The organism is Streptomyces sp. CB00455 (genome assembly GCF_001905445.1).
Lineage (GTDB): Bacteria > Actinomycetota > Actinomycetes > Streptomycetales > Streptomycetaceae > Streptomyces.
Genome location: NZ_LIVQ01000008.1, coordinates 141,262 through 168,159 on the forward strand (window position 1 = coordinate 141,262; position 26,898 = coordinate 168,159).

A 26,898-nucleotide genomic window follows, 5' to 3' on the forward strand; every position below is an offset into this window, starting at 1 on the left:
CACTGGGAGTTCTCCGCCAGGTTGTTGATCCCCTTGTAGGAGCGGTGTTCCGCCGAGGGCATCACCTCACGGTGGAGCACCGTAAAAGGCGAGCATTGGGACATGCCCCGGCGCTACCGCACGTATCCCCTCCAAAGACCATGCCGGCGCGCCCCGGCCCCGCGCCTGTAACGGAACAGCTTCATGCGTTCTCCACGGCGGATCGGGCGGCCTCGCTGTCCGCGGCCCGGGGTCCCGGGACAGAGGCCGCGGCGAGCTTGAGGCGGGTGTCCATGTCGAGATTCACCTCACCGTAGGGCCGGACGTGGGACCAGAACAGCGGGGTCAGGCCGCCGGTCGGCGGGCGTGAGGAGGCCTGCCCACTCCGGTTCACCGAGGATGTCCTGGAGCATCAGGGTGTTCACGTAGACCAGGGCCGATTGCAGAATTCGCAGACACAGTACGAACATCTCCTGTTCGTCGCGCCGGTTCGAGGCGATCTCCCCGCCCTTGCCGTAGGCGATCACGGAGTTCGCGCCGTTGGAGGACTCCATCACGTTCAGGCCCTCCTCGATCTCCCGCTGAAGGTCCCGAAGCCGCAGGTAGCGGGCCACGAAGATGGTCTTCTGGGCGCGGCCGACCTCCAGCACCGCCGCGTAGGCGGGGTGGGAGGCGTTGCGGGTGAAGCGGCGCAGGATCGCCTCGGTGGATGCGGTCCGGGTGCGGATCGCGGTGGCGTCTTTGATCATCTGGTCGTACTGCTGGGCGATGAGTTCCCAGCGGATGGGGCGGGTCAGCGCCGGGGTCAGCTGCGGGTAGGCGTCCGGCTCGCCGCCCACCGGCCGGTACAGCTTCACCTTGTTGATCCGCTTGATGCGCGGCAGCAGGTCGAAGTTCAGCAGCCTCGTGACGCCGAACCCGATTTCCGACTGGCCGTGCGATTCCGTGTAGTTGGCCTCGACGTCCATGGTGGTGCCGTGCCGCATCGCGCCCTCGATCATCGCGGCGACCTCGGAGGCGGTGCAGTTGATCAGCTGGGAGTGGATGGCCAGGGACTTCTTCTCCACGTGCCAGTAGATGAGCACCCCACGGCCGCCGTAGCGCGAGTGCCACTCCGTGGTGAACCATTGGGAGCCGGACCGTGACGCGCAGACCGCGGGCGCGTGAGAAGGAGCTGGGATGCATGGGGTTCTGTGTCAGCCATCGGCGGCCGACGGTGGGTGACCGACCTCCTTGGTGTCCTCCTCCGTGCGAGCGGGGGTGAGCCGTAGCGGGCGTCGTAGCTCGCCGGTCCTCTCCGCGCGAGCGGAGATGAGCCGTTCGGTCCGGGCTGCCAGTAATTCGTGGAGAGGCTCTCTGCGCGCGAGCGGAGGTGAGACGCCGTGGATCCCCGCGCTGCTGGGCAGCGGGGCCTTGGCGCAGTACGTCGCGCGGTGGGTCGGCTGCCCGGGCGCGGCGCCGTCGAGGTCCTGGCCGATGGGGGCCGAGCACCGCACCGGAATCTGGATCGGGAATCACAGGGCGCGCCGCGATCGGCTCGGCCAGGCTCAGCGCGCCGCGCTTGCTGAACTCGGTGTGGACTGGGCTCGGTAACCGGGTCCGCGGGCGCGTTCCAGAATTCTGGAACAGTCGCCCGGCCTGCGGGGGCCGGTCGCGGCGGGGCACTGGCGACCGCCCCAGCGATTCCCAGCCCCCACGCCGTGGCCTACTCGGGACGCACCTGCGCGGCTTGCATGCCCTCACCCCGCCCGAGCCGGCAGACTCAAGCGGTAGTCCCTCGACCTGTCCCAGTTTAGAGGGCCAGGCTTACCACCCAGTAGTCGTACTCCTCCGCGGTAACGCCGCAGATGTGGCGGCCGGATGAGGAGCGGGCGATGAATTCGATTCGCCCCTGGTCATCGAGGAGGCGGGATACATCGGCCGTGTCGGTCAGACGCCCACGGACCCAGCCGACCGCAGCGCTGCCGGTCACCACCGCCGTGAGGAGGAACGTGCCGTCTTCGCCGATGACACCACCTTGACGGGCGTGGTCGAGCCACAGCTGGTGGACCCCTCCGAGCTCCCCCTTCAAGGGAAGGGTTGCACTGGGCTCCACGCCGAACCCTGCCATCGCGCGCCAGGCGGTGTCGACCGACGGACCGGGCTCGTTGCCCTGGACGGCGTCTACCTCGAGGCCACTGCTCCGAATGAGCTCGATGAGGTTCTCCTCGCTTGTGGGCACTCATTTCTCCTCGTAAAAGAAGTGGTGATCTCCACCGGGCTTGTCGATAGCTCGGTAGCGCTCCATTGTGCCGTAGCCGTCGACCGTGTTGTCCCAGCCGAAATTCACTCCGGAGCGCGACTGGTCTTCGATCGTGCTGCCCTTCGGTCCGCCCGCGTGGAAGTGCGGTCCGGCGGGATCATCGGTGTGCTCGACGACGACGCGGGAACCGTTCGACGTTCCGAATTGGCGGAAGTTGCCCCAGTGAGTGGGATCGCTGGAGTAGACGTGTCCGGGCATATTTTTCAGTGTCTTGTCACCCATGACAATCCCTTCGGCATCAGGGGTAGTCCCGAAAGGAACTCCCGCAGCGTCGAATGCCGCGCGCTCGGCGTCGGACCGCAGCTTGAACGGGTTGCTCTTCTCGCCCTTGGGCGGGCAGGGGTTGAGGCCCAGCGGGTCGGACCAGGTGTGCGGGTTGGAGACGTACGCGACCGGGTTGGGCGCAGGACCGAGGCCGAGGGGATCGACCGACAGGTAGCGGGCGGTCTCGGGGTCGTAGTACCGGAAGCAGTTGTAGTGCAGACCTGATTCAGGGTCGAAGTACTGCCCGGGGAAGCGGAGCGGCGTGTAGGCGTTCGCGTCCGCGTTCCAGGTCGTTGTTCCCCACAGGGTGCTACGCGTGCACCATGCGATCTCACCGGCTTCGTCGACGAGTTCCGTCGGCGTGCCGATCAGGTCGGTAACAATCCCGAAGAAGCGGCTATCGATCTCCCGTCCGTCCGCATCGGCCAGACTCTCCTCTCGCAGCTGCCGGTTATGGCCTGGTGTATCTCGGTCTCGGGGCAGCGGGACCCAGCGAAAACGACCTCCTGCACCGCCGCGTCCCACGCGCGGGACGCGCCACGGCGCTATCCGTTCAGTCCCTCGCACTGCAACTGACCGGAGCTCTCACCGGCCTGGCCGTTGGCACCCTGCCACCCGGTCCACTTCCCTGGATGCTGGGAGGCACTGCGCTGATGGCTGGATCCGTCCTATGGATTCGCCGCAGCGTGCCCACTCCCCCGAGCCTCACCGACTCCAATCTGCACCAGACTGATGCCGATCAGTCTCGGCAGCACGACCGGAAGACCGGGCATACTCAGTAGAACTTCCCAATCAGGAAGTCAAACCGCCACGGTGACGGTTGGTGCGACTTGATAGCACGCTCCGTCGCGGATCATCACCCATAGAACATTGGCTCGACGTCATGCGAGAGACAGCAGCACTGCCTGCTTGTGTCTTTTGCCCTCGGCTCGCTTGCGTTCGTAGTACGCGCGTGACGCTGGGCACGATCGCAGACTGGCCACGGCGGATTGGTAGAAGGCCCGCAGAAGGCCACGGTGGTAGCGGCGGGGCCGGCGCATGTTGCCGCTGACGCGGCCGGAGTCGCGTGGCACCGGGGACAGGCCGGCAAACGCGGCAAGGCGGTCAGCCGTGCCGAAGGCAGCGTGTGCGGCTACAGGCTCTGCTCGCAACATTAGAAGAACAGCCCGACGGCACCGGCACCGTGCCCGGAACCGCTGGCCTCGCCGCTCTGACACCGCGACGGCCTCAAGGCCGCAGAGGGCCCCCACCACAGTGGGGGCCCTCTGCCTTGTCTGGGTGCGGGGGTCCGTGGAGCAACCTTGGGTCGGTTTTCCCGTCGCAGCCCGCGGGATGCCTCAGGTGGTGGTGCGCCTTCGCTTGCCGGTTCCGGCGACGAGCGCGGCGCCCATGGCGAGGGCCGCGCCGGCTGCGCCGAGGGCCCAGCTGGTGGCGGGGTCGGAGCCGGTGGCCGCGAGCTGGCCGCTGCTGCCGCCGTGGCCGGCGACCGGCGTGACGCCGCCGTCGGGCTTGGGCTGGTTGCCGGTGCTGCCGCCGCTCTGGCCGCCGTCGTCCTCGGTGGCCGGGGCGGTGATGGAGGTGTAGGCGAAGGCCATGTTCGATTTGGTCTGCGCGGCGTCGTCTGCCTTGGCGACGACGAAGGCCTTGCCGACAGGGGCGTCCTGCGCGGCCTTGGCCCGCAGCTGGATGTCGAACTTCGCGTCCTTGGCGACGGCACGGTCGAAGAACACGCCTCCGAAATTGCGGTCCTTCTCGGCGGTCGTCCAGCGCTTGCCGTCCCAGACCTCGATGTCGAGGTGCTTGGCCCTGAGAGTGCTCTCGTTGTTCTGGATTGAAACGTCGAAGCCGTACCGGTCGAGGGCCATCTTGCCGGAATTGTCGACGCTAAGCGTGAACGGCTGCCAATCGCCGCCGGCCTTGAAACCGGCCCGGGGCAGCCCCTGCAGTGCGATGTTCGGGCCCGCGTGATCGGCCTGCTTGTCGGCGGCGGTCACCTTGGACTCGTAGCGGACCCGGTCGGCGGTGCCGCCCTCTGCGGTCGTGGACAGCGAGAATCGGCTGACGGGGGTGTCCTTGGCGAACTTCATCCGCAGCTTGAGGGCGAAGACCTCGTTCTTCTCGATGTCGACGTCGGCGACACGGAGGCTGTAGACCTCTTCCGACCCGTCAGGTTCGATCTTGTGCCAGCCCCAGGTGCCGGAGGCATCGGGAGCATAGACCTCCGCCTGGATGTCGCTGCTCTTCCAGGCGAACGTGTCGAGGGTCCACAGGACCAGTTCGAGCGAGTAGTCGTCAGCAGCCGGGCGGCCCGAGTTGTCCACGTGGAGGGAGAACTCCCGCCAGTTGCTGCCCGCCTTGAACTCACCTGGAAGGCCGGTGAGTGTCATCGTCGGCCCATGGGCGGCAGCCTGGTCCGGCGTCGCGGGCTTGGCCTGCAGGGTCTGCCGGCTCCCCGCCTTCGGGACTTCGCCTTTCGCCACTGGTGCCTCCCCCGGCTGAGGCACCGCCCCGATGGTCGTGGGCCCGTCGTCCTTCGGCTCCGCGTCCGGCATGGCGATGGCCGGGTTCTGAACCTCGTCGGCCATCGCGGGCGTCGCCATCAACACCGTAGGGCCAACCATCGTGGCCGCAGCCACGACAGCCAGGCGCTGAAGCGTCAGCTTCACTGTTGTCCCCTTCGTGGAGCCCCAGGTGCGCTGTGCGCATCCCCCAGGACCAACCTCAATAGTTTTTGAACGCGCTCAGACTAACGGCGCTGTGAAGAGCAAAGCCTCGAAAGACGTCAGACTGGCTGGAACCGAACACCCACCGGGCAAAGTTGTCCGCGGCGGTACCTGCCCGGCGCGGGAACGGCCTGGCGGCGGCCTGCGGGCCCGCCCAAAAGCTCAACAAACTGAAGGCCTGACGCGGCATCGCCACCCCTACCACGAGGCACCCGAAAGCTACCTCGCGGGCCTCCACGTCCGCGCCGCAATGATCTGGATCGACGACCTCCTGAAAGCCGCCGACTGATCAAAACCTCACACAGGCCTTAGGCCGTCCGCGCAGTCCGAACTGTTCACCGCCGCAGGACCCACAAAGCCGCCGTAACGTGGCTGCGCCAGTCCCTGGAGCGGCAAGATGTCACCTACGCCCGCAACGAAGCTCTGCACCGCGGACGCCTCGCCGCCGCCCTCGCCCGCTCCGGAGAAGCCGACGAGGCGGCACACCACATCGAGCGGGACGAGGCACTGCTTACCGAGGTGTCATCCGGCCAGGCACGGGACGGACTGGCCGTCGCCAGCCGCGAGCTCGACCACATCCGCCCCGGCCGCCGAGGAGAACCGTGGACTACATCCTGATTACCGACCCCTCCCGCGCCGAGCGGGCACTGGACGACATCGCGCCCGTCTACGAAAGCGTGTTCGTGGAACCCCCTATTTGGAGGGACCGCGTGACCTGGCGCTGTTCCTTGAGACCTACCAGCGTGAGCACAATGCCGCGGGCTTCCTCCTCGTGCTCGCCCGCACGGCCGGCGGAAACCTGGCCGGGTTCCCGTACGGACTGCCACCCTCGTCCGGCAGCGGCTGGTGAAACGGTTTCCTGGATGCCCCCCCAGCGGCCGAATTTCACCCGCGAGGACGGCCGGCGCACCTTCGTCGTGAAAGAACTCGCCGTTCTCGCCGACCGGCGCGGACACGGCATCGGCCGTGATCTCCACCGCTGCCCACTCCACGGGATCACTGCGGACCGCGCGACGCTCACCGTGCGTCCCGAAGCCCCAGCAGCCGCCTGGTACGAACGTCTCGGCTACACACTCGTGGAACACACCCAGCCTTGGGATGGCGCACCGATCTACCGCACCCTCCAGAAAACCCTGCGGACCTGATGGCCTGCAGCCTCGCTCCTGGTAGAGGTCATCCGGCCGCCCAATGGATTTGCGTCGCCGAAGCGACACGCCTGTTCGAAGCGACAAGCCGGAGTGGTGCTGCGGGACAAACCCGCAGTGCCACCCCAGACGGGCGCCGATCATCCTCGCCCCCGGCCTTGCCGACGATCCGGAGTTCGCCCCGCCCGCATCGCCAGAGCGGAAAACGCAGCAGACGGTTTGTTTGGCGGGCTTGTGTCCAGAACGCGTTCCTCTCCTCCGCGCCGTAGGCGCGCCGTGGCGCGTCCGGGGCCTCACCTCCTTGTCCGTTTCTGATCTTGCATTCGACACGCTGACCGCTGGTGTCTTGTAGCGTCCGCAACTTCGTACGCAGCGCCCCCTGGGTAAACGTTGTGATCCAGGCTCGGTGAACAGTCGCTCTGTCGGCGGATGTTTCTTGGACGACAGGGCGGCGACGTTGGGTTATCGATGGTCTAGGGGTCCCGGTTTCTCCAACTGAGATTCATCGGCCATGCGTGGTCCGCCCTTCAGGTCAGGCTCAGCCTGGTGAGCCTCGCCGCGGGCCGGTCGCCCCGTTGCGCCTGTTTGATGCGTTCCAGCATTGGCTGGACGGCGTTGCCCAGGGCATTCTCGTACGTCGATAAGGGCTGACGGCCAGCGAACCTGATCAGGCTGGTGACCGGCCCCGCCTTGAAGATCACGAACAGATTGACCACATCGTCCCTGCGTGTCCGTACGACAGCGCTCCCGGACCCGATCTGCGGCAGGTCCACCACGCTCCCGCCGAGTTTGTCGATCCAGTGCCGCTGCATATAGTCGACTTCATGCTGGGCTGCATCCTCGTCCGAGTGGGAGGTGACGGTGAACAGCACGCTGTCCCCGCCGCCCGGTGAGAGGTACTGCACCTCACCGAGCCGCAACTCGTCCGGCAGGTCCTTGCTACGGTCCAAGGTCCTTTTCGGCCGGTCCACCGTCCACCCTGTGGGTAGGTCACCCAGGTCCGGCAACACCCCCATGACGGCATCCTCGCTCGCCAGTCGGCGGTCGGGCTGATCGGCGGGCCGGCTGCTTACCCCCTCGACGGCGGGGGCTGAGTGTTGGCCCCAATTCATCTGCGTGGCTCCGTAGACCCCGAGGCCCACCATCAGTAGCAGCACCAACGCCACGGCGAGCAGTGCCCGGCGCGTACCGGGTGTGGCCGGGGCGCTCACTGGCCCCACTTGGATGGTGCCGCCCCTCACATCCCCATGGACCAGAAAGTTGATCAGGCTGTCGCCGCCACTCGCTGATCCGTGATTGATCTGGGTGACCGGTCCCGACGGCACCTGGGGCGGGTTCGCGGCAGTCGCGGCAAGCACGGCCCGTGTCAATCGGAGGGAGAACTCCGGATCGTCGCCCAGTGTCGTCGCTAGCGCGCGCTCCACCGTCGCCTGCCGCTCGTCAGCTGCCGGTTCCTCATCCAGCGCGGTCAGCGCCGCATCCCCGCCCTGGCTGCTGCTCAGTCTGTTCCGCACCAGTCCCGAAACCTCCGTCGCCGCAGCGCTGCCCGCGGCCGACGCCATGCCTGTGACGAACTGCATCGCCAGCGCTGCTAAACCGGTCGGCTCCATGCGACTCCCCCCGTCGGTCCCGGTCAGACGGACCACCCTGGACGCTCCGTCAAGTATGTTCATAGTCAGCCAGGTTGCGCTTACATTCGCGCAATCGGGCGATTGACACGCTTCCCCCACCCCGCAAAACCTTGTGCCGTGACGTGCCGGTGATCAGCACCGCGCCGTAGACGAGCAGGGTGATGTCGGTGACCACGTCGCGTTGACTGACGCACGGTTGGCGACCGCCGCCGCGATGCCGCCTGGCTGGCCGACTGACCCGACGGTTACGCCTGTCCACCCGGTGCAACGAGGTTGCCCCGTATGCCACGGGGTCCCGCGCGGCCAGCGCGGGTTATGGTCAAAATGGCCAGATCGTACGGGGCGCTCCCCGCACCTCGCCTGAGAAGGCCACAACCGCCATGCAGCCGACCCGCCACGGAGCGGTGGCTGCGTTAGTGACAACTGACTTCAGTGGTAGGTCAGTTCTGACTCCGTTCAGGGGGCCTCAGGGGCAAGATCTGAATGTGAGAAGTGACTCCACCTTGGACGCATGAGCGACGAATATTTCGGCCGTTCTGGACATCGACCGCCGACTGAAGCGAGGCCGCGCAGGCGGACGGCCCCCTACTTCGAGAACGAGACCTCCAAGCAACGCGATGCAGTCGAATGCTGCATCAGCCAGCTAAAGCAGGGCGCGGCCCGGACACCAGAGACGACAGGACCGCCACCATCTACCTCGCCGGACTACACCTCGCCGCCACTTAAATCTGGTCAGCCAGGTGACCCAAAGGAAACTGCCTAGCGATTCCGCCAGTTGACGAAGGACACCTTGTCCGGCAGGGCCACACTGATCTTGTCCTGTTGAAACGCCTCGTCGCCCAAGAGCTTGCGCAGGAACTCGGCCATCCCAAAGGGGTGCAACTGCATCTCGGGGCTGGTGTGTCTCCCGCAGATCAGGACCGGCCATTGATCCGGGTCGTCGTGCGTAGTCACCCAGCAGTAGATGTCTGCCCCCGAGGTGACGCCCCACGCCACGATCGACTCGGGGTCCACGTCGAAGTCGGCGTCGTCGCGTTCCATCTCCCAGGTGTAGCGGGCGTTCTCCGTTTCGTCCTGCAGCCCTGGACCTGCCGTGTATGGGTACCCGTCGGCCCGCAGTGCCGGCAGCAAGATGCTGATGTACTCGCTGATCACCCCCGCCCCGTAAACCTCCATGAAACGGACGTAGTCCAAAGGGAACCGGGTCCCCCAGGCCGCCTCGACCTCACCCCAGTCGACCCTCTCGTCCACCCCATGAGCAACCGGCATGAGCTCAGCAAGTGCCGCCACCGCATCCGTCCCGCGCATGTCCCGCCCTTCATCCCGCCGCCCGCACTGCGCCGCGTGTCGTATCCGAGGGCCAATCTACGAGTATCGGCTCTCCGGGAGATCTCCGGGTCATCTGGAGCCCGGCAAGATCCGAACGAGACGGCCTAGCCCTGTGACCGGGACAGGCGTCAGCTCGTGACCGCCGCGGCTGCTTCGGCGCGGGCCCGTGTGACGGCCAGGCGGTAGGAGTGGGTTCCGGTTTCGATGATGTTGCCGCCGAAGGTGAGGCGGTCCACGATGGCCGCGCAGAGCCGGGGATCGGTGAAGGTTTTGGTCCAGCCTCCAAAGGATTCGTTGGAGGCTATCGCGACAGAGCTCTTTTCCTCGCGCTCGGTCAAAACCTGGAAGAGGAGTTCGGCGCCGCGCCGGTCCGGTTCCATATATCCCAGCTCGTCAATGCAGAGGAGGTCGACGCGGCCGTACCGGGCGATGGTTTTGGCGAGGAGTTTCTCGTCGGTTGCTTCGACGAGTTCGTTGACGAGTTCGTTGACGAGTTTGGTCGCGAGGACGTACTTGACCCGGTAGCCGTGCATCGCGGCCTCGGTACCGAGTGCGATCAGCAGGTGTGATTTCCCGGTCCCGGAGTCGCCGATCAGGCAGAGCGGCATGCTTGACCCAGTCGCAGGAGGCCAAGGTGTGGATGGCGGCAGGGTCGATGGCCGGATTGGCATCGAAGTAAAAGGTCCGGAGCGACTTGTCACGTGGGAAGCCGGCGGCCTTGATGCGCCGCTCGGAGCGGCGCCGGGTCCGGTCGTCGCATTCCGACATCAGCAGTTCGGCCAGGAACCCGCGGTAGGTCATCTGGTCTTGTGCGGCGGCCACGGCCAGTTCCGGGTACCGGGTCCGGATCGTCGGCAGCCGCAGCATTCGGCATGCCTGGTCCACGGCCGCGTCCGCGGCCTCTTCGGTCAGTCCCCGGTTGCGCTTTGCGGTCATGATTCCCCCTGTTGGGCGGATGGTCCAGCGTGCCGGCGGCGTAGCCGCAGCAGCTCGTCGTAGGCGGCCACCGACGGCAGCGGCCTGGGGTCGGGCGGCAGCGCGGCCAGCCGACGCGCGGTAAGCGAGGTCACCGTCGCCCCTCTCTCGGCCGGGCGTGTGATCCGTTCCTGGTGCGGAGCGGGGCACGCTGGCATCGGTGTCGGATGCTTTGCGGGCCTCCAGGGCGACGGCGTCCGCTGTCAGCGCGCCGGCCTTCAGCGCGGCTGCGATCCCGGCGACCACGTCCTCATGGGCCATGTGCCGGTGCAGGAGCAGGAGCGAGATCAGGGCCCGGGTCCCCTCGGGGTCGCCGTGGGCCTTGCAGGCGGCCTGCCACCACGCGTCGTGGATCGGGGTGAACTTGCCGGCCGAACGGGCCTGCTCGAGCGCCGTGGCGCCGGGAAGGGCGCCAGGCTTGCGGACCAGGGCCTCGAGGTAGTGGTCCAGGTCCAGGCGGGATCCGCCCTTGGCGATCAGCCGCTCGTGGCGGGCCACTTCCTTGGGCCCGTCGTAGACGACGAGCTCGGAGGCGTGCAGGACGATCCGTACCATCTGGCCGATCAGCCGCACCGGCACCGAGTAGTAACTGGTGCGGGCCGAGACCTGCCCGTAGCGGTCCACCCGCACCGAGGAGACGAACCCCGTCTCGAAAACCTCGTCAGGCAGCTGAACCAGCAACGGGTGTTCGGCCTGGAAGTACTCTCCGATGGTTTTCGGGCGGAGCCGAATCCCGCGGTCGTTGTCCTGGCGATCCCACTGCTCGACCAGCAGATTCAGTTCCGCGAGGGTGTCCACCTGCGGGACGGGGACCAGGTGGTTCCTGCGGAACCAGCCGATCTGGCCTTCGACCCGCCCTTCTCGTGGGCGCCCTCGATGCCTGGGTGGCAGTAGAACGGGCGGTGGGTGCACCAGCAGCGCAAAGCCCTGCGCGCCGGGGAGCTGGAGGACCGGCGCAAGAAGCTGCTGGACGCACCCGAGGCCGGGTCGCTTCCGTGCACCCTCAGCAGGCATTTTGCCGTGTACGGCGAGCCAGCCCAGGCCGTCATGCGGTGTCGCAGGCGAAGGGCCCACCCTCCCCGGGGCAGCCTTCGGAGTCCGCGGCAAGTCCCCCAGCGGGCTACGTTGCAGCGGGGGCGGGATGAGTGAACGAAACCGGCTTGCCGGTGGCGTGGGAGTAGTCGATTTCCCTGCTCGTGGACTCGCCGATGTACCCGCCTGGGTTGACGACCAGAACCCGGTCTGCGAGGTCGATCTTGCGCAGGTGGAGGGCGTCCAGCACGGTCTTCTGCTCGTCGGTGACCGGCCCGTCCGCTTCGCCTGGCGCGACAACGATGACCCCGGCGAAGGTCAGATCACGGTTCGCCGCACGCATCTCGTCCACGAACCGGGCAGAGCCGCAGATGCAGACGATTTCAGGTCGGTCGGGCACAGCTCATCCCTTCAATCGGCGGGAGGTTAGTGGGTGGCGCTACGTCAGCGTTGACCGGCCGGTCAGCCGTCGGCTCGTTCCTTCTCGATCGCGTTCATCCTGCGGACCATGTCGATCTGCGTGCGGATCGTCGTGTCGAACAGGGCCTCCGGGTCGCCGTCGGGGCCGGCGTTCGCCGCCAGCAGCGAGACGACTTGGCTGGCGAGGACAGTGACCACGTCGGCCGTTCCCACCGGGCCGCGGACCTCGATCAGTTTGCGCACGGCGTCGTCGATGCGGTCCATGGCCTCCTCTACCTGGAGGAACAACCCGAGCCGGTCGGCGAGGAACATGCGGACCACCGCCACACCGTCGGCCAGGGCGGTGTCCACGTTGAAGTCGGCGCGGGCCTTATCCGACTCCTTGAGCACGGCCGGAATCGTGTACGTCCGCTGCTGGATGAGGCCCTCCTCTCGCCACTTCGCGTACGGGATGGGGCCGACGGCGTCACGGCGTGCACGGTGCTCGCTGGTCGGGCGGCCGCCCGCGGTGCGGCAGGCCCGCCCTGCGGCTGTCTTGCAGGTCGGGCATTCGACACGGCGCTTCCACGAGCGCACGAGATCCATCTCGGTGTCGGAGCGGAAGTGGCGTCGCCACTCGCCGCCCCACGGGATGCTCTGCGATCCGTTCTCCACGCCCATGCCCCCTGGGGTCCGGTGGTGTGTGCCGTCGTCGGTGCCGTGCAGCTGACCGTACCCGCGGCGGCGCCCCTCAGCAGTCGATCCGGAGAACGCTGCCCAGGCCCTGAGTGGTGCCGGTGCGCCGCGCGCCTGGAGGGATTCTGGTCCCGGCCGGGTGCGCGGGGGTCTCAGAGGGCCGTGACGGCCTGGGGTGCGCCTCTCGCGAGGCGATCGAGGCGCTCGTACAGAGCGCGTACGAGCCGGGCCCGCTTCTGAGCGCAGCCGGCAGTGCCCTCCGGCGGAACGGACAGACGGGGGTCGGCCTCCTCAAGGGCGACGTCGGCCAGGGCGCGGGCGGCGTGGTCATCAGGCAGCAGGTCGGCTGCACGACGGACGTCGGCGGCGCCACGAACACGACGAGCAGGCCACCGCGACCGCAGAGGCGTGATCCACCGCTCGTTGCAGCTGGTGTCTGAGCCAGGAATCCCTCTCCTGTCACTGCCGGGAGATGATGAGCCAGGGCCGCCGGTCCTGTCTATGCTCAGGCCCATGGCACTGGAATGGGAACAGATCATCGTCGACTCCGCCAACCCCGTCGCTCTCGGGCGCTGGTGGGCCGAGGCTCTCGGTTGGGTAGTGGTCGACGAATCCGAGGAGATCATCGAGATCCGGCCTGAGCCGGACCAGATGCCGGGGCTGCTCTTCGTGCCTGTCCCCGAGGGCAAGACGTCGAAAAACCGGCTCCACCCCGACTTCCGCCCCGACGACCAGGAGGCCGAGGTCGCCCGGCTGCTCTCCCTCGGTGCCCAGCGCGCCGACACCGTGCAGGACGAGCAGCACTGGGTGACTCTCCTCGACCCGGAGGGCAACGAGTTCTGCGTCCTGAGTGAGCGGAAGAGCTGAGCGGAAGCACTGGGAGTAGACCGGGCAGTTGTCAGGCGCCGACGCCCGCAGCAACACGGACAGAATTGACACGGAAGCCGGATGGCGGTGGGGCGGCGCACCCGGGCGGGCCGGCACCGCCGGGTTCGTGCCGCGCGAGTTCCTGTTCTCCTGCCCGGACTGTCCTGCGGTTCTCTGACCTACGCGGCGCGACGTCGCGACGACCTAGCCCAAGAACATCTCGTGGCGGGTTTGGAGCGGATCTGGGTCACACCCGCAGGGCACGCCGCCCGTCGTCTCCTCTCCTACACGGCCGCCCCGCCCCTGTCCTCCCCCGACGCCCAGCTGTTCGCCGTGGTGATCGCAGTCCGGGCCGCGCGGGGTGGCACCGGCAGGATCACGGCGGCCGATGTGCGGGCGCTTCGGTTGGACGACGGGGACCGGGCCGTCGATGATCTGCGGGCTCTGGGCTGGCAGATTCCCGGCCTGCTGCTGGACCAGGACGTCGACACCTCAGCTCGGGTAACGGTGCCGGCCCTGGCGGCCGGACCGGACGAGCACCCGCTTCCCCTCGGAAAGGAGCAGCGGTCGCGCGTATCGGGCTGGACCGCGCGCACGCTCGCCGCTCCGCCGGCCGCGGGGACTGCGGCGGCTGTCCGGCTCGCCGTCCTGTTCCTGACGGGCCACGCCTCCGCCCATCTGAACGGCGTCTCCCCGATGATCTCCCGCCGGCCTGCCGCGACAGACTGCCCGACCTGGTGACCGGCGGCTTCCTCACCCACCTCGACGGGGACCGGTACCGCCTGGACTCCTCCATGCGGCACCTGGCCGGCCGCCTCCTCCACCAGGCCGACCCGGACGACTCGCCGCCGCGCAAAGGCCAGTGGAAGGTACCCAGGCCGGCCCGGACCACCAGGGTGGAATGGGCGCAGTGGAAACAGGAGACCCGCCAAACGGTGGGGGGCAGAACGCCGAAGCGGTCGAGCACTGCGCCGTGTGCCGCCTGCCCCGCGCCCAGGTGGCGGCCGCGTTCACGACCACCCGCTACACCGGCCAGACCCCACGCCTGGGCTGGCCGCCGAAGCTGCGCGGCATCATCGACCCGCAGCTCCTGGCCGACGGGTGGCTGGCAGAGATCCCGTCCGTACCGTGGACACTCCGGCCGGAGACACCGCCGCAGCCCATGGGTCATCCAGTCGCACCGCACCGCCTCACCCGCTGACCGGCGAGCCGAAACGGCACGGTCGCCGTGGCTCACGCCGTCTTCTTCAGGCGCTGCGGCACGACCTTGTGGTCGGCCTTTCCGCACGGGCCCCCGGAGCAGCGCTGCGGCCTCGGTCACGGCGGCCTGGCGGCGGCGCTGAGCCCGGGCCTGCTCGATCGGGGCGGGGGCATCGGCCGGGACGGCACCGGGCTCGTGGAGCGCCCTGCGCGACAACTCCCGCATCGTCGCGGCGGTCTGCCGCTCCTCCGCCTGTGCGATGGCCGAGTTCAGGGTGGTGCGCATTTCACCGTCCCTGCACAGAGACAGGAGCCGGCAAACGCCCGACCGCCCGGCGATGATTGGCGGGTTGGTCGGGCTGTCGGACCGGGGTTACCGGCGCCGCTGCGGGTCCGTGGCTGCGAGCACCGCGTCGGTCTGGTCCCGGGCGCGCTGCAGGTCCGCCTCGCGGTGGGTGGCCATGTGGGCGAACATCGTGCCCTGCGCCGCTGCCTCGCGGTCGATCTCCTGCCAGGGAGGGCTCTTCGACGGGCGCAGCGTCCCACCCGACGCCGCAGGTCAGGACTGTGCGGGGGTGGTCTGGGGCAGGCGGGCGCGCAGTGTTCCGGCGAAGTCCTCGGCGCGGGTCAGCTGGATCCGGAGTTTGTCGACCTGCTCGGTGGCGGACTGCTCGTACTCGCGGACGCGCTCCAGCAGGGCTTCGCGCTCGTTGTCGTCGAGGCCGGTTTCATTGTCGAGGCGGTCGGTGGCATCGAGGAGGTCGCGCATCTGGTCGAGGCTGAAGCCGAGCGGCTTCATCCGGCGGATGACCATGAGGCGGGCGACGTCGGTCTCGGCGTAGAGGCGGAAGCCGCCCTGCGAGCGGGCCGAGGGGGTGACCAGGCCGGTCTCCTCGTAGTGGCGGATGGTGCGCAGGGACAGCTCGGTCCGCGCGGCGACTTCGCCGATCTGCATGTGCTTGTCGTCCACGCCCGTGGTCCTGGCCCTTCTCGTCGTGGCCGGCCGCGTCCCGCGCGACTCCGCCGGTCTCTACTCTAACGTTAGGGTAGAGTTGCTGGTGACGAGGGCGGCCCGTGCTGCCCCGCTGCTGCCGTACCGGGGCCGTTGGCGCCCCCGGCGAAGATCCGATTCTTGCAGGAGAGAGCGTGCGCGAGCCCACGACGCCCATCGCCGCCGCCTGCCCGCCGTGACGCTTCGCCCGTGGACGTGAGCACGGCCGCGCCATCGCGCAGGCACCGCTCCGTCTCCCTTTTCGACTTCCGGCCCGCCTGTTTCGGGCCGCCCGCGGGGTGCCGGCCCGGCCCTTCCGCGTCCTCCCGCACGCCCCTGGCCTGCCCAGAGCGGGGTGTGCCCGAGCACGACAGGTTCCCGTCCTCTTGCCTTCTTCCGTTCTGTCCCCCGCCGCACGCATGCGCGGCCTCCGTCCGGACTGGCTGTCCGACCCGAAGGTGTGGCATACCGAGGTTCTCGCCGGCCTGGTGGTCGCCCTCGCGCTGATCCCAGAGGCGATCTCGTTCTCGATCATCGCCGGGGTCGATCCGGCTGTCGGTTTGTTCGCCTCGTTCACCATGGCCGTGGTCATCTCGGTCGTCGGCGGCTGCCGCGCGATGATCTCCGCCGCGACCGGCGCCGTCGCGCTGGTGATTGCGCCGCTGAACCGTGGGCACGGTTTCGGCTACCTGATTGCCGCGGTCATCCTGGCGGGTGTCATCCAGGTCGGGCTCGGCGCGTTGGGCGTCGCGAAGCTGATGCGGTTCGTGCCGCGCTCGGTGATGGTCGGCTTCGTCAACGCCCTCGCGATCCTGATCTTCATGGCTCAGGTTCCCGAGATGCACGACGTGCCGTGGGCGGTCTATCCGCTGATCGCTGCCGGGCTGGGGCTGATGGTGTTCTTCCCGAAAGTCACCAAGGTGATCCCAGCCCCGCTGGTCTCCATTGTCATCCTGACCGTGATTACGGTCGCCGCGGGCATCGCGGTCCCGACCGTGGGCGACAAGGGCGCTCTGCCGTCCTCCCTGCCCGTCCCCGGCCTGCCGGACGTGCCGTTCACCCTGGACACCCTGACCACTATCGCCCCCTACGCCTTCGCCATGGCGCTCGTCGGCCTGATGGAGTCGCTGATGACGGCCAAGCTCGTCGACGAGATCACCGACACCCACTCCTCCAAGACCCGCGAATCGATCGGGCAGGGCATTGCCAACATCGTCACCGGCTTCTTCGGCGGCATGGGAGGCTGCGCCATGATCGGCCAGACGATGATCAACGTGAAGGTCTCCGGCGCCCGCACCCGCCTGTCGACGTTCCTCGCGGGTGTCTTCCTGATGGTGCTGTGCATCGTCTTCGGGCCGGTCGTCTCCGACATCCCCATGGCCGCACTCGTCGCCGTCATGGTCATGGTCTGCTTCGCCACCTTCGACTGGCACTCCATCGCCCCCAAGACCATCAAGCGGATGCCCGCCGGCGAGATCACGGTCATGGTCATCACCGTCGCCTGCGTGGTCGCCACCCACAACCTCGCCATCGGAGTCGTCGCCGGCTCGGTCACCGCAATGGTCATCTTCGCCAAACGGGTCGCCCATCTCGCCGAAGTCACCCCCATCACGGCCCCTGACGGCAGCCGCGTCGTCTACACGGTGACCGGCGAGCTGTTCTTCGCCTCCTCCAACGACCTCGTCGGCCAGTTCAACTACGCCACCGACCCCGACAAGGTCGTCATCGACCTGTCCGCCACCCACGTCTGGGACGCCTCCTCGGTCGCTGCCCTGGACGCCATCGAGACCAAGTACGCCCAGCGCGGCAAGAGCGTCGAGATCATCGGGCTCAACGACCCCAGCGCAGACCTTCACGGCAAGCTCACCGGCGAACTCACCAGCCACTGACCCAAGGCGGCAGAACCGAACGAAACGGGAGGGCTCCGGCCGACGTCGGCCGGAGCCCTCCGGCAGTTCAAGCGCGCCGTCGCATCCGCCGCGTTCGAAGGCGGTCAATGACCAGCCGTACACAAGCGGCCATCGGCCTGTGGTAGCCCTCCGGCGGCGTTCGGCGCTCCACCGGCGCGGCGGGGATGGCCAACTGCGGGACCGGGTGGGCGGGCGCAGGGGCGGAACCGGCCTTCACGCCGCGGGGGCCAGGACATGCAGGGAGTGAACGCTCGCGCCGGACACCCTCTCGTTGGCCGCCGCGATCAGCTTCGGCGCGTTCTAGCGCAGCGGCGTGCCGCAGGCCGGGGCATCAGGGACGACGTCCAGGCGGCCGCCCTCCACGTCGAACTCCCCCGCCTTCACACGCTCGGCGAACTCGGACACAGCTACGGCAAGGACTCGTCGAACCGGTTGTAGATTCTCGCTGTCGATGTCAGGTGCCGACGCTGTGACCTGGAAGTTCCCATTCAGTCTCACGACGTGTCGGCAGGCGGCTGTCGCAGAGCGGTGCCCTTTCCTCAGACTGGCCAGCAGACTGCAACGCTGCCCGGCGCTTCACGAACCTGCATCGGCAGCCATCCGTTCCCCCACTCACGTACGGTCACTGCTCGCTCGATGCGGCTGACGATGTCCTTCTTGGACGCCGTGTCCAAGGTCTCCGGGATCTTGTCGAAGGCGTCGGGAAGAACGTCGAGCAGACCCCAGATCTGTTCGCCGGTGCTGACAGTCAGCAGCTGCTGGCACCTCCACCGCACCGGCATCTCGGGACGGTGCGTGAGCCGTTGCGCGAGCGTAGGGAAAAGGTAGTGCTTCCTCTCTGCGGCGAGGTGCCTTTGGAGCCAGCCGACCGGGAGACGCTGACTGAAGCCGTGCCTGGCGGCCTCCTGGGCCAGGTCCAAGAGATGACCTGTGTCGACGGCTCGGACAGTGCGGGGAAGGGTCGGGGTCATGTCGCGATGATGCCAAGAAGCCTCCGCGGGGCCGAGAGGTCAGCTGAGCCGGGATGTGATCTGGCGACGGGCAGGACCCCGCCATCCAAGCTTGAGCGGGTGGGTCAACTACTGCAGCCACTCGGTGTACCAGGTGCGAAAACAGGCGCTCACTGGGACGAAGCCACCCCAATCCGGATCAATCCGCCAGATCTCGCCCTCTCGTGGGCCGTTCAAGACCATCCTGAAGTAGATGCCGCAGCCCTCTTCGGCCAACATGAGCGTGCCCCCGGTCAGCTCACTGGTCGATGCGCCGATCCGGCCAGGCAGGGGTTCGGTGAGAAGGAACGGCTTGGCGAGTTGGCCAGGCAGCCGGTCTTCTTCCCACTCGTCATCTACAGCCCAGTCCTCGCCGGCCTCCGGGCGGAGGATGGTCAGCGGCCTCAACCCGTGGCCAGGCCCAGCAGGCCCGTTGCCCACCCCCGCGACAAAGGACCGGTACCCCGCCGACAGGTTGACGCCGTGGACTTCCTCGAACGTCCTGATCTCCGCCTCCGGCAGAGCTGGCGCCAGCTCGTACCGGTGTGGCCGCCCCGAAACGCGACCGCTCCGGGTCCCGTGCCGCCATGTCCCGTATCTGAGCGCGTACACCGCCCCCGTCCCAGCTCGCCATTCACCGACCGTAGCAATGACGTCTGTGCCCGGACCGCCCCACCTTCGCGCTACACGGCTGCTGATGGTGCTCGCCCCGCGTCTCGTCCTGCCCAGCTCTCGGACCAGCGCGCTCAAGCTCCGGTGGCACGGACCAGATCATCTGAGACGGCAAGCGAACCGGACCAGATCGCCCACTCAGAGGCGCGGGCACCCCGTACGTTCCAGCGCCTTGCGGCCGGCGAGGTAGCCCGCGATCTTGAACGCCAGTTCGTGAGAGCCGGACGTATCGGCGCGGGCGCGCCGCAGCACCACCCGAGTGGCAATCACGACTCCGTGCTCGGGCAAGCTCAGCTGCTCCTCGATCCCGACAGCGGCAGCCGCGAAAAAGCGTGACAGAGCCTCGGCGGGTTCGTAGGCCACCGTCAGTTCTGGAGCCACCTCGAAGGCGAAGCCCTCAGCTGCGGGCTCGAAATCCACCTCTATCTCGGCGAAATGCGGCGCGCAGTTCTGCTTCTGATGCAGTACCCGTACGCCGCGGATCGGATGCGGCGGGAACCGGGGCGGCGCTGACGTCATACGGGAACGTTACCCGCTGCCTGGTACCCGGCCCCAGCCGCATGCTCCTGGTCGCCTGCCTGCGCCTGCGCCTGCGCCTGGCCCGCGAATACCGCCTGAGCGACCTGGGCTGGCTCACTGCCGCTGCCCACGCCTACAGACGACTCCGTGTGGGAGCCCTCTCCACCGACAGCAGATGTGCCTGTACTACCGGGCCAAGGCATACAAGGACCTCAGCCAGAACCAGGCCGCCCGCGCAGGAATGCAGCAGGTCGCCGAAGCCGGCGGCCGGCACGCTCCCCGGGCCCGCTATCGTGCCCCGGGTCTCTGCCCGGCCGTGGTCCACGGGCGACTATTGCGCTGGATCAGCTGGTGCGCCGCCGGGTTCTTCCTCGCCGAACCATCGCACGTGTCCTCCCGACCCGCCCGAACTGATCAACGGCGTTCACTCCTTCCGGTAACGGAGACCGTCTCACCGTCACGCCTGTCCCGCGGCACGGTTACGTAGGAGCACTCATGGAGCCAGGCCCGGGATCGACGGGCCGCACAAGACAGGTGACACACATGCGAACCGAGGCCGCCAAGCGAGTCGAACTGGTCTTCTCCCTCTTCGACGCCAATGGCAACGGAGTCATCGACTCCAACGACTTCGACCTCATGACGGGCCGTGTTCTGGAGGCGGCGGCCGCATCGGACGACGGCGCCAAGGCCGCTATCCGGGCCGCGTTCCGCCGCTACTGGACGGTGCTGGCCACGGAACTGGACGCCAACGGCGACGGTGTGATCACCGTCGAGGAATTCCGTCCGTTCGTGCTGGATCCCAAGCGCTTCGGTCCCACGATCGCCGAGTTCGCCGAGGCGCTCGCCGCACTCGGCGACCCCGACAAGGACGGCCTGATCGAGCGCCCGCTTTTCGAATCGCTGATGACGGCGATCGGCTTCGAGAAGGCGAACATCCACGCGCTCTTCGACGCCTTCGGCCCGGACGCCGAGGACCGCATCACTGTGGCTACGTGGGCCGCCGGCATCGAGGACTACTACGCTCCGGACATGGCCGGGATCCCGGGCGACGAGCTGGTGCCTGCCCGGGTCTGAGACCGCCCGTGAGCGACTGTCCCGGGACGCTGTCGCTCGTGATCATGGAACCCGCTCGCCGTCCCGGGCGCGGGCGGCGACCGCTACGACGCGCCCCAGCTCGTGCCTCTGCCGGGTGCGCCCCACTGGGCGGGGCCTGCGGCAGGGCCCCGCCCCCGAATCCTGTGCTCGGGTGGTCGTTCCCGATCCCGGCGAGCCCCCGGCCAGGTACGGGATGCCCGGCCTTGTTCGGACGTCGTCGTGAGCGCTGCGGACGTCATGGCCGGGGCTTGTGCGCGAACACCCACCGGTTTCCCTCAAGCGCGTCGTTCGCCTCAGGGACGGGGCCTCGTCCGTGCTGTTGAGTGAAGTCGAAGGGCGTGTGCATCGAGGTGGACCAGCCCTTGGCCCTCAGGTCGCCCGCGGAGTCGGGTCGGGGTTCCTTGTCGAAGAGGTGGAGCAGGTCGATGCCGATCTGTTCTCGCGTCGCCGTGTAGATCGGGCTGTCGCGGTACGCCAGCAGGTCCGTCTCCAGCTTGGCCTCGAAAGCCAGAGAGCTGCCTCCGGTGGTCAGCCTGTCCACCGTGTCGATGAGGTACGTCTCGGCGGGGCCCGGCAGGTAGAAGAGGAGTCCTTCGGCCAGCCAGACGCTCGGCACGGCCGGGTCGAAGCCGGCGGTGGTCAGCGCGGTGACCCAGCCCGCGCGCAGGTCGACCGGTACGGGGACGCGCTTCACCTTCGGGGCGGCCGACAGGCCGGTGAGCACCTGCTGCTTGAAGGCCAGCACGCCCGCCCGGTCGATCTCGAAGACCACCAGGTCGGACGGCCAGTCCAGTCGGAAGGCACGCGTGTCCAACCCGGCTCCCAGCAGGACTACTTGGCGGGCGTTCGCCCGGGCCGACCGGAGGAGGAAGTCGTCGAGGACCCTGGTCCGCAGGCCGAAGTAGCGGGCGAACCGCCCCCACAGCGGGTTGTCGTCCCCGTCCGGTACCTGCTCGATGCGTACCGGCCAGTGAGTGCATGCCGGGGCGGCGCGTACAAAGTGTTCCGCGTAGGCGTCCTGGGCCAGGCTGTCGTGGCGGTGGGTCTCGATCGCCCGTGCCGCGGCGACCAGGAGGGCGGTCAGGCCCACACCTCCGTCCACGCCGTCCAGGTCTGTCTGCTGCGGCGCCGGGCCGGCCATGTGTCCTCCGTTGGCGGGAGTGGGGAGTGCGGGGTGTCTGTTCGTGGGACGGGGTGGGTCTGCGGTGTGGGATGCCGCGTTCATCGGCTTGTTCGCTCTGGGAGCAGGACGGGTTTGACCACGCGGCCCGCGTCGCAGTCGCGTTCGGCCTCGTTGATGTCGGCCAGCGGGTAGGTGCGGATCAGTTGGTCGAAGGGGAAGCGGCCCGCCTGCCACAGCCCGGTCAGCCGGGGTATCAGCAGCCCGGGGACGGCGTCCCCTTCGCAGATGTGGCGGATGCTGCGGCCTCGGTCGAGCGTGCCCGGTTCGAGCGACAGCGCGGTGTGGAGGCGCGCCACCAGGCCGAGGCTGCCGGTGGGGCGCAGTGCTTGGAGCGCGTTGTTGATGAGCGGGGCCGAGGCCGTGGTGTCCAGGGCGTACTGCGCGCCGCCGTCGGTCAGCCGGCGGATCCGTTCGGGCAGTCCGGCCGTAGCGGCGGGCAGTGGGATCGCGCCGAACCGTTCGGCCAGGGCGAGCCGCCCGGGATGCCGGTCGACGGCCACGGTCAGTACGCCGGCGGCGGTGGCCGCCATCACCGCGGCCAGGCCCACGGCTCCGGTGCCGAGGACCGCCAGGGTGTCGCCGGGGCCCGCGCCGAAGGTGTTCAGTACGGCTCCGGCACCGGTGAGGAAGCCGCAGCCGAGGGGCCCGAGCAGTTCGAGCGGCAGCGCCGGGTCGACCCGGACGGCGTTGCGGGCCGGGACGAGCGCGTATTCGGCGAACGAGGACTGGCCGAACCAACGAGGGGCCAGCGCCTTCCCGGTCGAATCGGTGAGCCGCGGCGGTTCCTCCTCGCGTCCTCCGAAGAGGTTGAGGGAGGCGAAGGAGTCGCAGTAGGCGGGGGCCGCGCCGCGGCAGTTGTGGCAGTGTCCGCAGGAGTCGAAGCTCAGCACGACGTGGTCACCCACGTTGATCGCGGTGTCAGGGCCGCTGCCCGTCCTGACCACGACCCCGGCGCCCTCGTGGCCGAGGACGGCCGGCAGGGGGCTGCGGCCGGCGGATCGCCGGACCGCGAGATCGGTCCGGCACATCCCCGCGCCCGCGATCTCGACCAGGATCTCGCCCTCGTCGGCTTCCGTCCGCAGGGTCACCTCCTCGACCGTGAACGGGTCCTCGTACGAACGCAGTACGGCCGCCTGGAACCTCATCGTCATCCCTCCTGCGGGCGGTGGACGACGAACGGCCGGAGGTTTCCGTAGAGCCCCCACGGTCCGCCCGCGACGCCGACGCCGCTGTCCTTGACGCCTGCGAAGGGCTGGGCGAGGGACAGTTCGGCATGGTGGTTGATCCAGGCCGTGCCGCATTCGAGACGGTCGGCCACGGCCTCGGCCCGGTCGAGATCGGTGCCCCATACGGAGCCGCCCAGTCCGAAACCGGTGCCGTTGGCCGCGTCGACGGCTTCGTCGAGGCTCCGGTAGGGCAGCACCGGCAGCACCGGTCCGAACTGTTCCTCGGTCACCACCGGACTGCTGGGCGGGACGTCGGTGAGGATCGTGGGGGCGAAGAAGTATCCCGGCCCGTCCAGCCGGTGGCCGCCGGACGCCGCCCGGGCGCCGTCAGCCAGAGCCTGCTCCGTGATCTGTTCGACCCGGGCCAGCTGTGGGGCGTTGTTGACCGGTCCCAGCCGGGTTTCGGGGTCGAGTCCGGGCCCGACGGCGACGGCCTTCGCGCGCTGGGCGAGGGCTTCGACGACCTCGGCGTGGAGCCGGGCGGGGACGTAGACGCGTTTGACCGCCATGCAGACCTGCCCGCAGTTGCGGAACGCCGCCCAGAACAGCCGGTCCGCGATCCGGTCCACGTCGACGTCGTCCAGCAGGACGGCGGCGTCGTTGCCGCCCAGCTCCAGGGTGACCCGGGCGAGCGAGCCCGCCGCCGCTGTGGCGACGGCCCGCCCGGTGGGCACCGAACCGGTGAAGGTGACGTGGCGGATGCCCGGGTGCGACGCGAGGCGGGCACCGAGGGGTTCGCGGCCGGTGACGACTGTCAGTACGTCCTCGGGCAGGGCGGTGGCCAGGACGGAGCCGAGCAGTCGGGTGGCGAGCGGAGTGAGCGGCGACGGTTTGAGGACCATGGTGTTGCCCGCCGCGAGCGCGGGTGCGAACTTCGCCGCCGCGAGCTGGAGGGGGAAGTTCCACGGCACGATCGCAGCGACGGGTCCGAGGGGGCGCCAGCGGATCTCGCTGCGCACAGGCCGGCCGTCGTCGATCCGGCGGGTCCGGGGGGCCAGGTCGGCGAAGTAGCGCAGGCGGGCCGCAGTACGGGCGACCTCCGCGTACGACTCGGCCAGGGGCTTGCCCTGTTCCCGGGTGAGCAACCGGGCGAGGTCGTCGCCGGCCGTCTCGACGGCGTCGGCCGCGCCGCGCAACGCCGCGGTGCGGGCCGCGGGGTCGGCGCGCCAGCCGTACCAGGCTTGCTCGGCGCGGGCGACCACGCCGTCCAACTCGCCCGGCTGCTGGTCGGGGGCCTCGTCGAAGGTCTCCCCGGTGGCCGGGTCGACAACGCAGAAACGTACGGCCCGGCCTCCGGGGAGGCTGCCGGCCTCAGGCGTCGGCATGCCGGCGGTCAGTTCACGGCGGGGACGCTGACAACGTGCTCCCGGGCCTGCCGGTCCATCTCCGCCCGGAAAGCGGCCACCAGATGCGGCTGAATCCGTCCGGCGTTGCGGTCACCGCCCTCGCAGACCGCTCCCCGCACCCCCACGATGTCCGTGCCCATGCGGGTCAGCGGACCCAGGTCGGCCTGCGTGACACTGCCCGCGAGGGCCGCGAGCAGACCGGCGGCGTGGGCCCGCCGGACGAACTCGGCACAGACTTCCGGAGGAACGTGGTCGAACAGCCGGGTCCCATCCTTGATGGCGGTGTCGAGCATGGCCGCGTCGGCACCGGAGCGGGCGGCGATGTCGGGCATGGCGAGCGGGTTGACGCAGCCGATGCGGTGGGCGTCGGCGTAGCCGGATGCGACGACGAGCGCGTCGGGGCGCTGATCTTTCACCGCTCGGACGACCGCGCGCATGACCTCGATGCCCTGATCGGGCGTCGTGCATCCGTAGAGGCCGACCTTGATGTACGTGGCGCCGGAGACGACAGCGCCGAGTGCGGCCTGCGCCACCGTGCCGGGCTTGTACGGGACGTCACCCACGGTGGCGGACACTGGCTTGTCCGCCGGGACCGCGTCGCGGATCTCCCTGATGACCCACGGGAAGTTAGCGCCGAGCGAGCCCTCGTCGGGCTTCTTCACGTCGACGATGTCGAGGTGCTCCGCCGCTTTCGCACAATCGAGGGCTTCCTCGACACTGTCCGGGGAGATGAGAAGCAACACCACTGAGCTCCTTCCGCCGCATGTCCACCTGGCCGAGGGACAGGGGTGCGGATCGCCTGGTTCATGTGCGGTGCGCTCATCATTTCCGTCACCCGTGGCAACAGGTAGGGCGCACAGGGTTACCTGGGGTGCTCACCCCCACCTGCAGTGCGCCGTGCATACCGGGATGAACCGGTCCCGCTGGCAACATGGTCGCGCAGAGTCGAGGACCAGTACGTGCCCGAGTAGTGCTTCTGCCCTTGTGTCAGAGGAAGGTCCGTCTCGGCCGGCCGTCCGTAGCAGCCCGTGCGGGACCGACGACCGCTCCAGGTCCTCGCCCACGGCCCCGACGCCGCACCGGATACTCACCCGTACCGACGTCGCCAGCTCCGCTGTCCCCATCGGACCACCTACCCGCGTTGTGCCAGGCGGTCCGGTTGGCCGTCGAGCGCAGGGTCCTGCCCCCGTCCGTATGCGGTTCGTGTCCACGGCCACCAAGCACGTACGCGCCGGTGACTCCTTCGACCGCACCTACCGGCCCCACATGGAGGCGGTCGTCGATCTGGCCGACGCCGATGGAGACGGCGTTCTGAGCCGCAGTGAGTTCATCCGTCTGGGTGCTCCGGCCGTCAGCGAGGAGCAGTCGCACCGGTCCTTCGACCAGGTCGACACCGACGGCGACGGCAGCCTCACCGCGCAGGAGCTGGTGGCCGCCGCCCGCGACTTCTACGTCAGCGACGACCCGGAAGCCGTCGGCAACCACCTCTTCGGGCAGCTCTGATGATCCCAAGGTGGCGGATCCGGGCGCGCACCCGGTCCGCCACCGCCACCACCCGGCTGCTCGCCCGACGGCGCCCCGCGGTGCGTGTTCCAGGAGGCCAGACCCCGCCGGGTCACCTGACCCGATCGCGTTGCAGGAAGAGGAGAGAGCTATGGCAAGTACGGCGCCCCATGCAGGAGCGGTACTTCAGGGCGAGCACTACGGCATGACCGAGGCCGTCCTCGCCCTCGCCACGATCAGCAACCACTGGCAACTACGCACCACCGCTACCGCGCCACTGCGGCCACTGCCCCGCTTCCTCCTCACCCCCCAAAGCCCACACCAGCGGCCACCGACTCCCCCTGAGCCCGAGCGCCACGTCTCGGCGTACGGCTCCGCCCTACAGCCGAAAGACATCGACCCCATGGGTCGCTCTACGTACAACAGGACCTTCGCGGACCGGCCTCTCCCAGCCCTTCGAAGGCACCATTCAGTGGTTCGCGAACGAGCAAGGCAGGCCGGGGTCACTCGTCCGGATCTGCCATCCTGGGATGGTCGGAGCTGCCCGAAGCCCACCGACAGCGCAGGCTTGCCCAGGGTCGCCTGAGGCTTGCCCACGCTGCCGGCGGGAGGCTTGCCCAGGTGTGGCACAGCCATAGTTCGTCCGCGGCCACCTTGCGCCAGCGGGAGCACTCCCCCCGCGAGGACGAAGTCCAGGTTGTCGTCTGGGCAGACGTCAGCATGGGCCCCGGAGAATGCGGCTACCTCGGCCCTGGTAAGGCCGAGGACGCAGGCTCGTTTCTGCGGTGAATCGAGGCGCCCGCACGGGTGAGTTGTCCCCCAGGGCCTGTTGGGACGGGTGGCCGGCCAGCTACACAGAGGCGATATCCGCCATCCGCGCAGCTGCCCCCTAAGTGGCCGTGCGCTTCCAGGGTCGTGTATG

Annotated in this window: 23 protein-coding genes and 6 pseudogenes; 9 read left to right on the plus strand and 20 right to left on the minus strand. The window is 68.8% G+C overall.

The window, feature by feature from the left end; genetic code table 11:
- Positions 1–287: 287 nt before the first annotated feature.
- The 3 genes and pseudogenes from AMK16_RS27930 to AMK16_RS27940 all read right to left on the minus strand — a co-directional run.
- Positions 288–1,064: a transposase gene (locus tag AMK16_RS27930; protein WP_242438960.1), complete on the minus strand. Its 777-nt coding sequence runs from the start codon at positions 1,062–1,064 to the stop codon at positions 288–290.
- Between the two features lie 707 nt (positions 1,065–1,771).
- On the minus strand, positions 1,772–2,200 hold the full coding sequence (locus AMK16_RS27935) for a hypothetical protein (RefSeq protein WP_073920108.1): 429 nt from the start codon (positions 2,198–2,200) through the stop codon (positions 1,772–1,774).
- Positions 2,201–2,977: pseudogene (locus AMK16_RS27940) on the minus strand (RHS repeat-associated core domain-containing protein); the annotation flags it as partial.
- Between the two features lie 5 nt (positions 2,978–2,982).
- On the opposite strand from AMK16_RS27940, the pseudogene AMK16_RS38615 reads away from it, so the two are divergent.
- Positions 2,983–3,327 (plus strand): annotated as a pseudogene (locus tag AMK16_RS38615) (hypothetical protein); the annotation flags it as partial.
- Between the two features lie 18 nt (positions 3,328–3,345).
- Here AMK16_RS38615 and AMK16_RS27945 read toward each other — a convergent pair.
- Together AMK16_RS27945 and AMK16_RS27950 are read right to left on the minus strand one after the other, a co-directional pair.
- Positions 3,346–3,666 (minus strand): annotated as a pseudogene (locus AMK16_RS27945) (transposase); the annotation flags it as partial.
- 216 nt (positions 3,667–3,882) lie between these two features.
- Complete coding sequence (locus AMK16_RS27950; RefSeq protein WP_158071255.1) at positions 3,883–5,211, minus strand: hypothetical protein; 1,329 nt, start codon at positions 5,209–5,211, stop codon at positions 3,883–3,885.
- Between the two features lie 91 nt (positions 5,212–5,302).
- Between AMK16_RS27950 and AMK16_RS36785 the strand changes: the two genes are divergently transcribed.
- Together AMK16_RS36785 and AMK16_RS35980 are read left to right on the plus strand one after the other, a co-directional pair.
- Positions 5,303–5,557 carry a hypothetical protein gene (locus AMK16_RS36785; RefSeq protein WP_199885633.1) on the plus strand — a complete coding sequence of 85 codons (255 nt, stop codon included), beginning with the start codon at positions 5,303–5,305 and terminating at the stop codon, positions 5,555–5,557.
- 313 nt (positions 5,558–5,870) lie between these two features.
- Positions 5,871–6,413 (plus strand): GNAT family N-acetyltransferase, encoded by a 543-nt coding sequence (locus tag AMK16_RS35980; RefSeq protein ID WP_143196901.1) that lies wholly within the window; start codon positions 5,871–5,873, stop codon positions 6,411–6,413.
- 527 nt (positions 6,414–6,940) lie between these two features.
- On the opposite strand, the gene AMK16_RS27965 is transcribed toward AMK16_RS35980, so the two are convergent.
- From AMK16_RS27965 to AMK16_RS27990, 7 genes and pseudogenes are all read right to left on the minus strand, one after another.
- The gene (locus AMK16_RS27965) at positions 6,941–8,023 is read right to left on the minus strand and encodes a hypothetical protein (RefSeq protein WP_143196902.1); all 1,083 of its coding nucleotides are present in this window, start codon (positions 8,021–8,023) and stop codon (positions 6,941–6,943) included.
- Positions 8,024–8,072: 49 nt separating this feature from the next.
- Positions 8,073–8,219, minus strand: a complete 147-nt coding sequence (locus AMK16_RS36365) for a hypothetical protein (protein WP_158071256.1) — start codon at positions 8,217–8,219, stop codon at positions 8,073–8,075.
- 584 nt (positions 8,220–8,803) lie between these two features.
- A complete protein-coding gene (locus AMK16_RS27970; RefSeq protein WP_073920112.1) occupies positions 8,804–9,352 on the minus strand; it encodes an SMI1/KNR4 family protein in 549 nt (182 codons plus the stop codon).
- A gap of 149 nt (positions 9,353–9,501) precedes the next feature.
- A pseudogene (gene istB / locus AMK16_RS27975) lies at positions 9,502–10,309 on the minus strand (IS21-like element helper ATPase IstB).
- Between the two features lie 552 nt (positions 10,310–10,861).
- A pseudogene (locus tag AMK16_RS38620) lies at positions 10,862–11,260 on the minus strand (Mu transposase domain-containing protein); the annotation flags it as partial.
- A 208-nt stretch (positions 11,261–11,468) separates the two neighbouring features.
- The gene (locus AMK16_RS27985) at positions 11,469–11,780 is read right to left on the minus strand and encodes a hypothetical protein (protein ID WP_073920113.1); all 312 of its coding nucleotides are present in this window, start codon (positions 11,778–11,780) and stop codon (positions 11,469–11,471) included.
- A 62-nt stretch (positions 11,781–11,842) separates the two neighbouring features.
- Positions 11,843–12,460 carry a zinc finger domain-containing protein gene (locus tag AMK16_RS27990; protein WP_073920114.1) on the minus strand — a complete coding sequence of 206 codons (618 nt, stop codon included), beginning with the start codon at positions 12,458–12,460 and terminating at the stop codon, positions 11,843–11,845.
- A gap of 528 nt (positions 12,461–12,988) precedes the next feature.
- Here AMK16_RS27990 and AMK16_RS28000 point away from each other — a divergent pair.
- From AMK16_RS28000 to AMK16_RS36375, 3 genes are all read left to right on the plus strand, one after another.
- Entirely contained in the window at positions 12,989–13,342 is a 354-nt protein-coding gene (locus AMK16_RS28000; protein ID WP_199885618.1) for a VOC family protein, read from the plus strand.
- A gap of 222 nt (positions 13,343–13,564) precedes the next feature.
- On the plus strand, positions 13,565–14,083 hold the full coding sequence (locus AMK16_RS36370; protein WP_073920116.1) for a hypothetical protein: 519 nt from the start codon (positions 13,565–13,567) through the stop codon (positions 14,081–14,083).
- 169 nt (positions 14,084–14,252) lie between these two features.
- Positions 14,253–14,543, plus strand: a complete 291-nt coding sequence (locus AMK16_RS36375) for a hypothetical protein (RefSeq protein WP_158071257.1) — start codon at positions 14,253–14,255, stop codon at positions 14,541–14,543.
- Positions 14,544–15,101: 558 nt separating this feature from the next.
- Here AMK16_RS36375 and AMK16_RS28015 read toward each other — a convergent pair.
- Positions 15,102–15,512, minus strand: a complete 411-nt coding sequence (locus tag AMK16_RS28015; protein WP_199885619.1) for a MerR family transcriptional regulator — start codon at positions 15,510–15,512, stop codon at positions 15,102–15,104.
- 440 nt (positions 15,513–15,952) lie between these two features.
- On the opposite strand from AMK16_RS28015, the gene AMK16_RS28020 reads away from it, so the two are divergent.
- Complete coding sequence (locus AMK16_RS28020) at positions 15,953–17,422, plus strand: SulP family inorganic anion transporter (protein ID WP_073920118.1); 1,470 nt, start codon at positions 15,953–15,955, stop codon at positions 17,420–17,422.
- A 597-nt stretch (positions 17,423–18,019) separates the two neighbouring features.
- Here AMK16_RS28020 and AMK16_RS28025 read toward each other — a convergent pair.
- The 3 genes and pseudogenes from AMK16_RS28025 to AMK16_RS28035 form a co-directional block, all read right to left on the minus strand.
- Positions 18,020–18,414, minus strand: a pseudogene (locus AMK16_RS28025) (hypothetical protein).
- A 108-nt stretch (positions 18,415–18,522) separates the two neighbouring features.
- Positions 18,523–18,840: a hypothetical protein gene (locus AMK16_RS35985; protein ID WP_143196903.1), complete on the minus strand. Its 318-nt coding sequence runs from the start codon at positions 18,838–18,840 to the stop codon at positions 18,523–18,525.
- Positions 18,841–19,242: 402 nt separating this feature from the next.
- Entirely contained in the window at positions 19,243–19,623 is a 381-nt protein-coding gene (locus tag AMK16_RS28035) for a hypothetical protein (protein WP_073920120.1), read from the minus strand.
- Positions 19,624–20,166: 543 nt separating this feature from the next.
- On the opposite strand from AMK16_RS28035, the gene AMK16_RS28040 reads away from it, so the two are divergent.
- The gene (locus AMK16_RS28040) at positions 20,167–20,697 is read left to right on the plus strand and encodes an EF-hand domain-containing protein (RefSeq protein WP_073920121.1); all 531 of its coding nucleotides are present in this window, start codon (positions 20,167–20,169) and stop codon (positions 20,695–20,697) included.
- 256 nt (positions 20,698–20,953) lie between these two features.
- On the opposite strand, the gene AMK16_RS28045 is transcribed toward AMK16_RS28040, so the two are convergent.
- From AMK16_RS28045 to AMK16_RS28060, 4 genes are all read right to left on the minus strand, one after another.
- Positions 20,954–21,859 (minus strand): class I SAM-dependent methyltransferase, encoded by a 906-nt coding sequence (locus tag AMK16_RS28045; protein ID WP_073920122.1) that lies wholly within the window; start codon positions 21,857–21,859, stop codon positions 20,954–20,956.
- A gap of 80 nt (positions 21,860–21,939) precedes the next feature.
- Positions 21,940–23,046 carry an NAD(P)-dependent alcohol dehydrogenase gene (locus tag AMK16_RS28050; RefSeq protein WP_073920123.1) on the minus strand — a complete coding sequence of 369 codons (1,107 nt, stop codon included), beginning with the start codon at positions 23,044–23,046 and terminating at the stop codon, positions 21,940–21,942.
- A 2-nt stretch (positions 23,047–23,048) separates the two neighbouring features.
- On the minus strand, positions 23,049–24,452 hold the full coding sequence (locus AMK16_RS28055; protein ID WP_073920124.1) for an aldehyde dehydrogenase family protein: 1,404 nt from the start codon (positions 24,450–24,452) through the stop codon (positions 23,049–23,051).
- Positions 24,453–24,460: 8 nt separating this feature from the next.
- On the minus strand, positions 24,461–25,216 hold the full coding sequence (locus AMK16_RS28060) for a (5-formylfuran-3-yl)methyl phosphate synthase (protein WP_073920125.1): 756 nt from the start codon (positions 25,214–25,216) through the stop codon (positions 24,461–24,463).
- 460 nt (positions 25,217–25,676) lie between these two features.
- Between AMK16_RS28060 and AMK16_RS35445 the strand changes: the two genes are divergently transcribed.
- On the plus strand, positions 25,677–25,976 hold the full coding sequence (locus AMK16_RS35445) for an EF-hand domain-containing protein (protein ID WP_206780526.1): 300 nt from the start codon (positions 25,677–25,679) through the stop codon (positions 25,974–25,976).
- Positions 25,977–26,898: the final 922 nt, after the last annotated feature.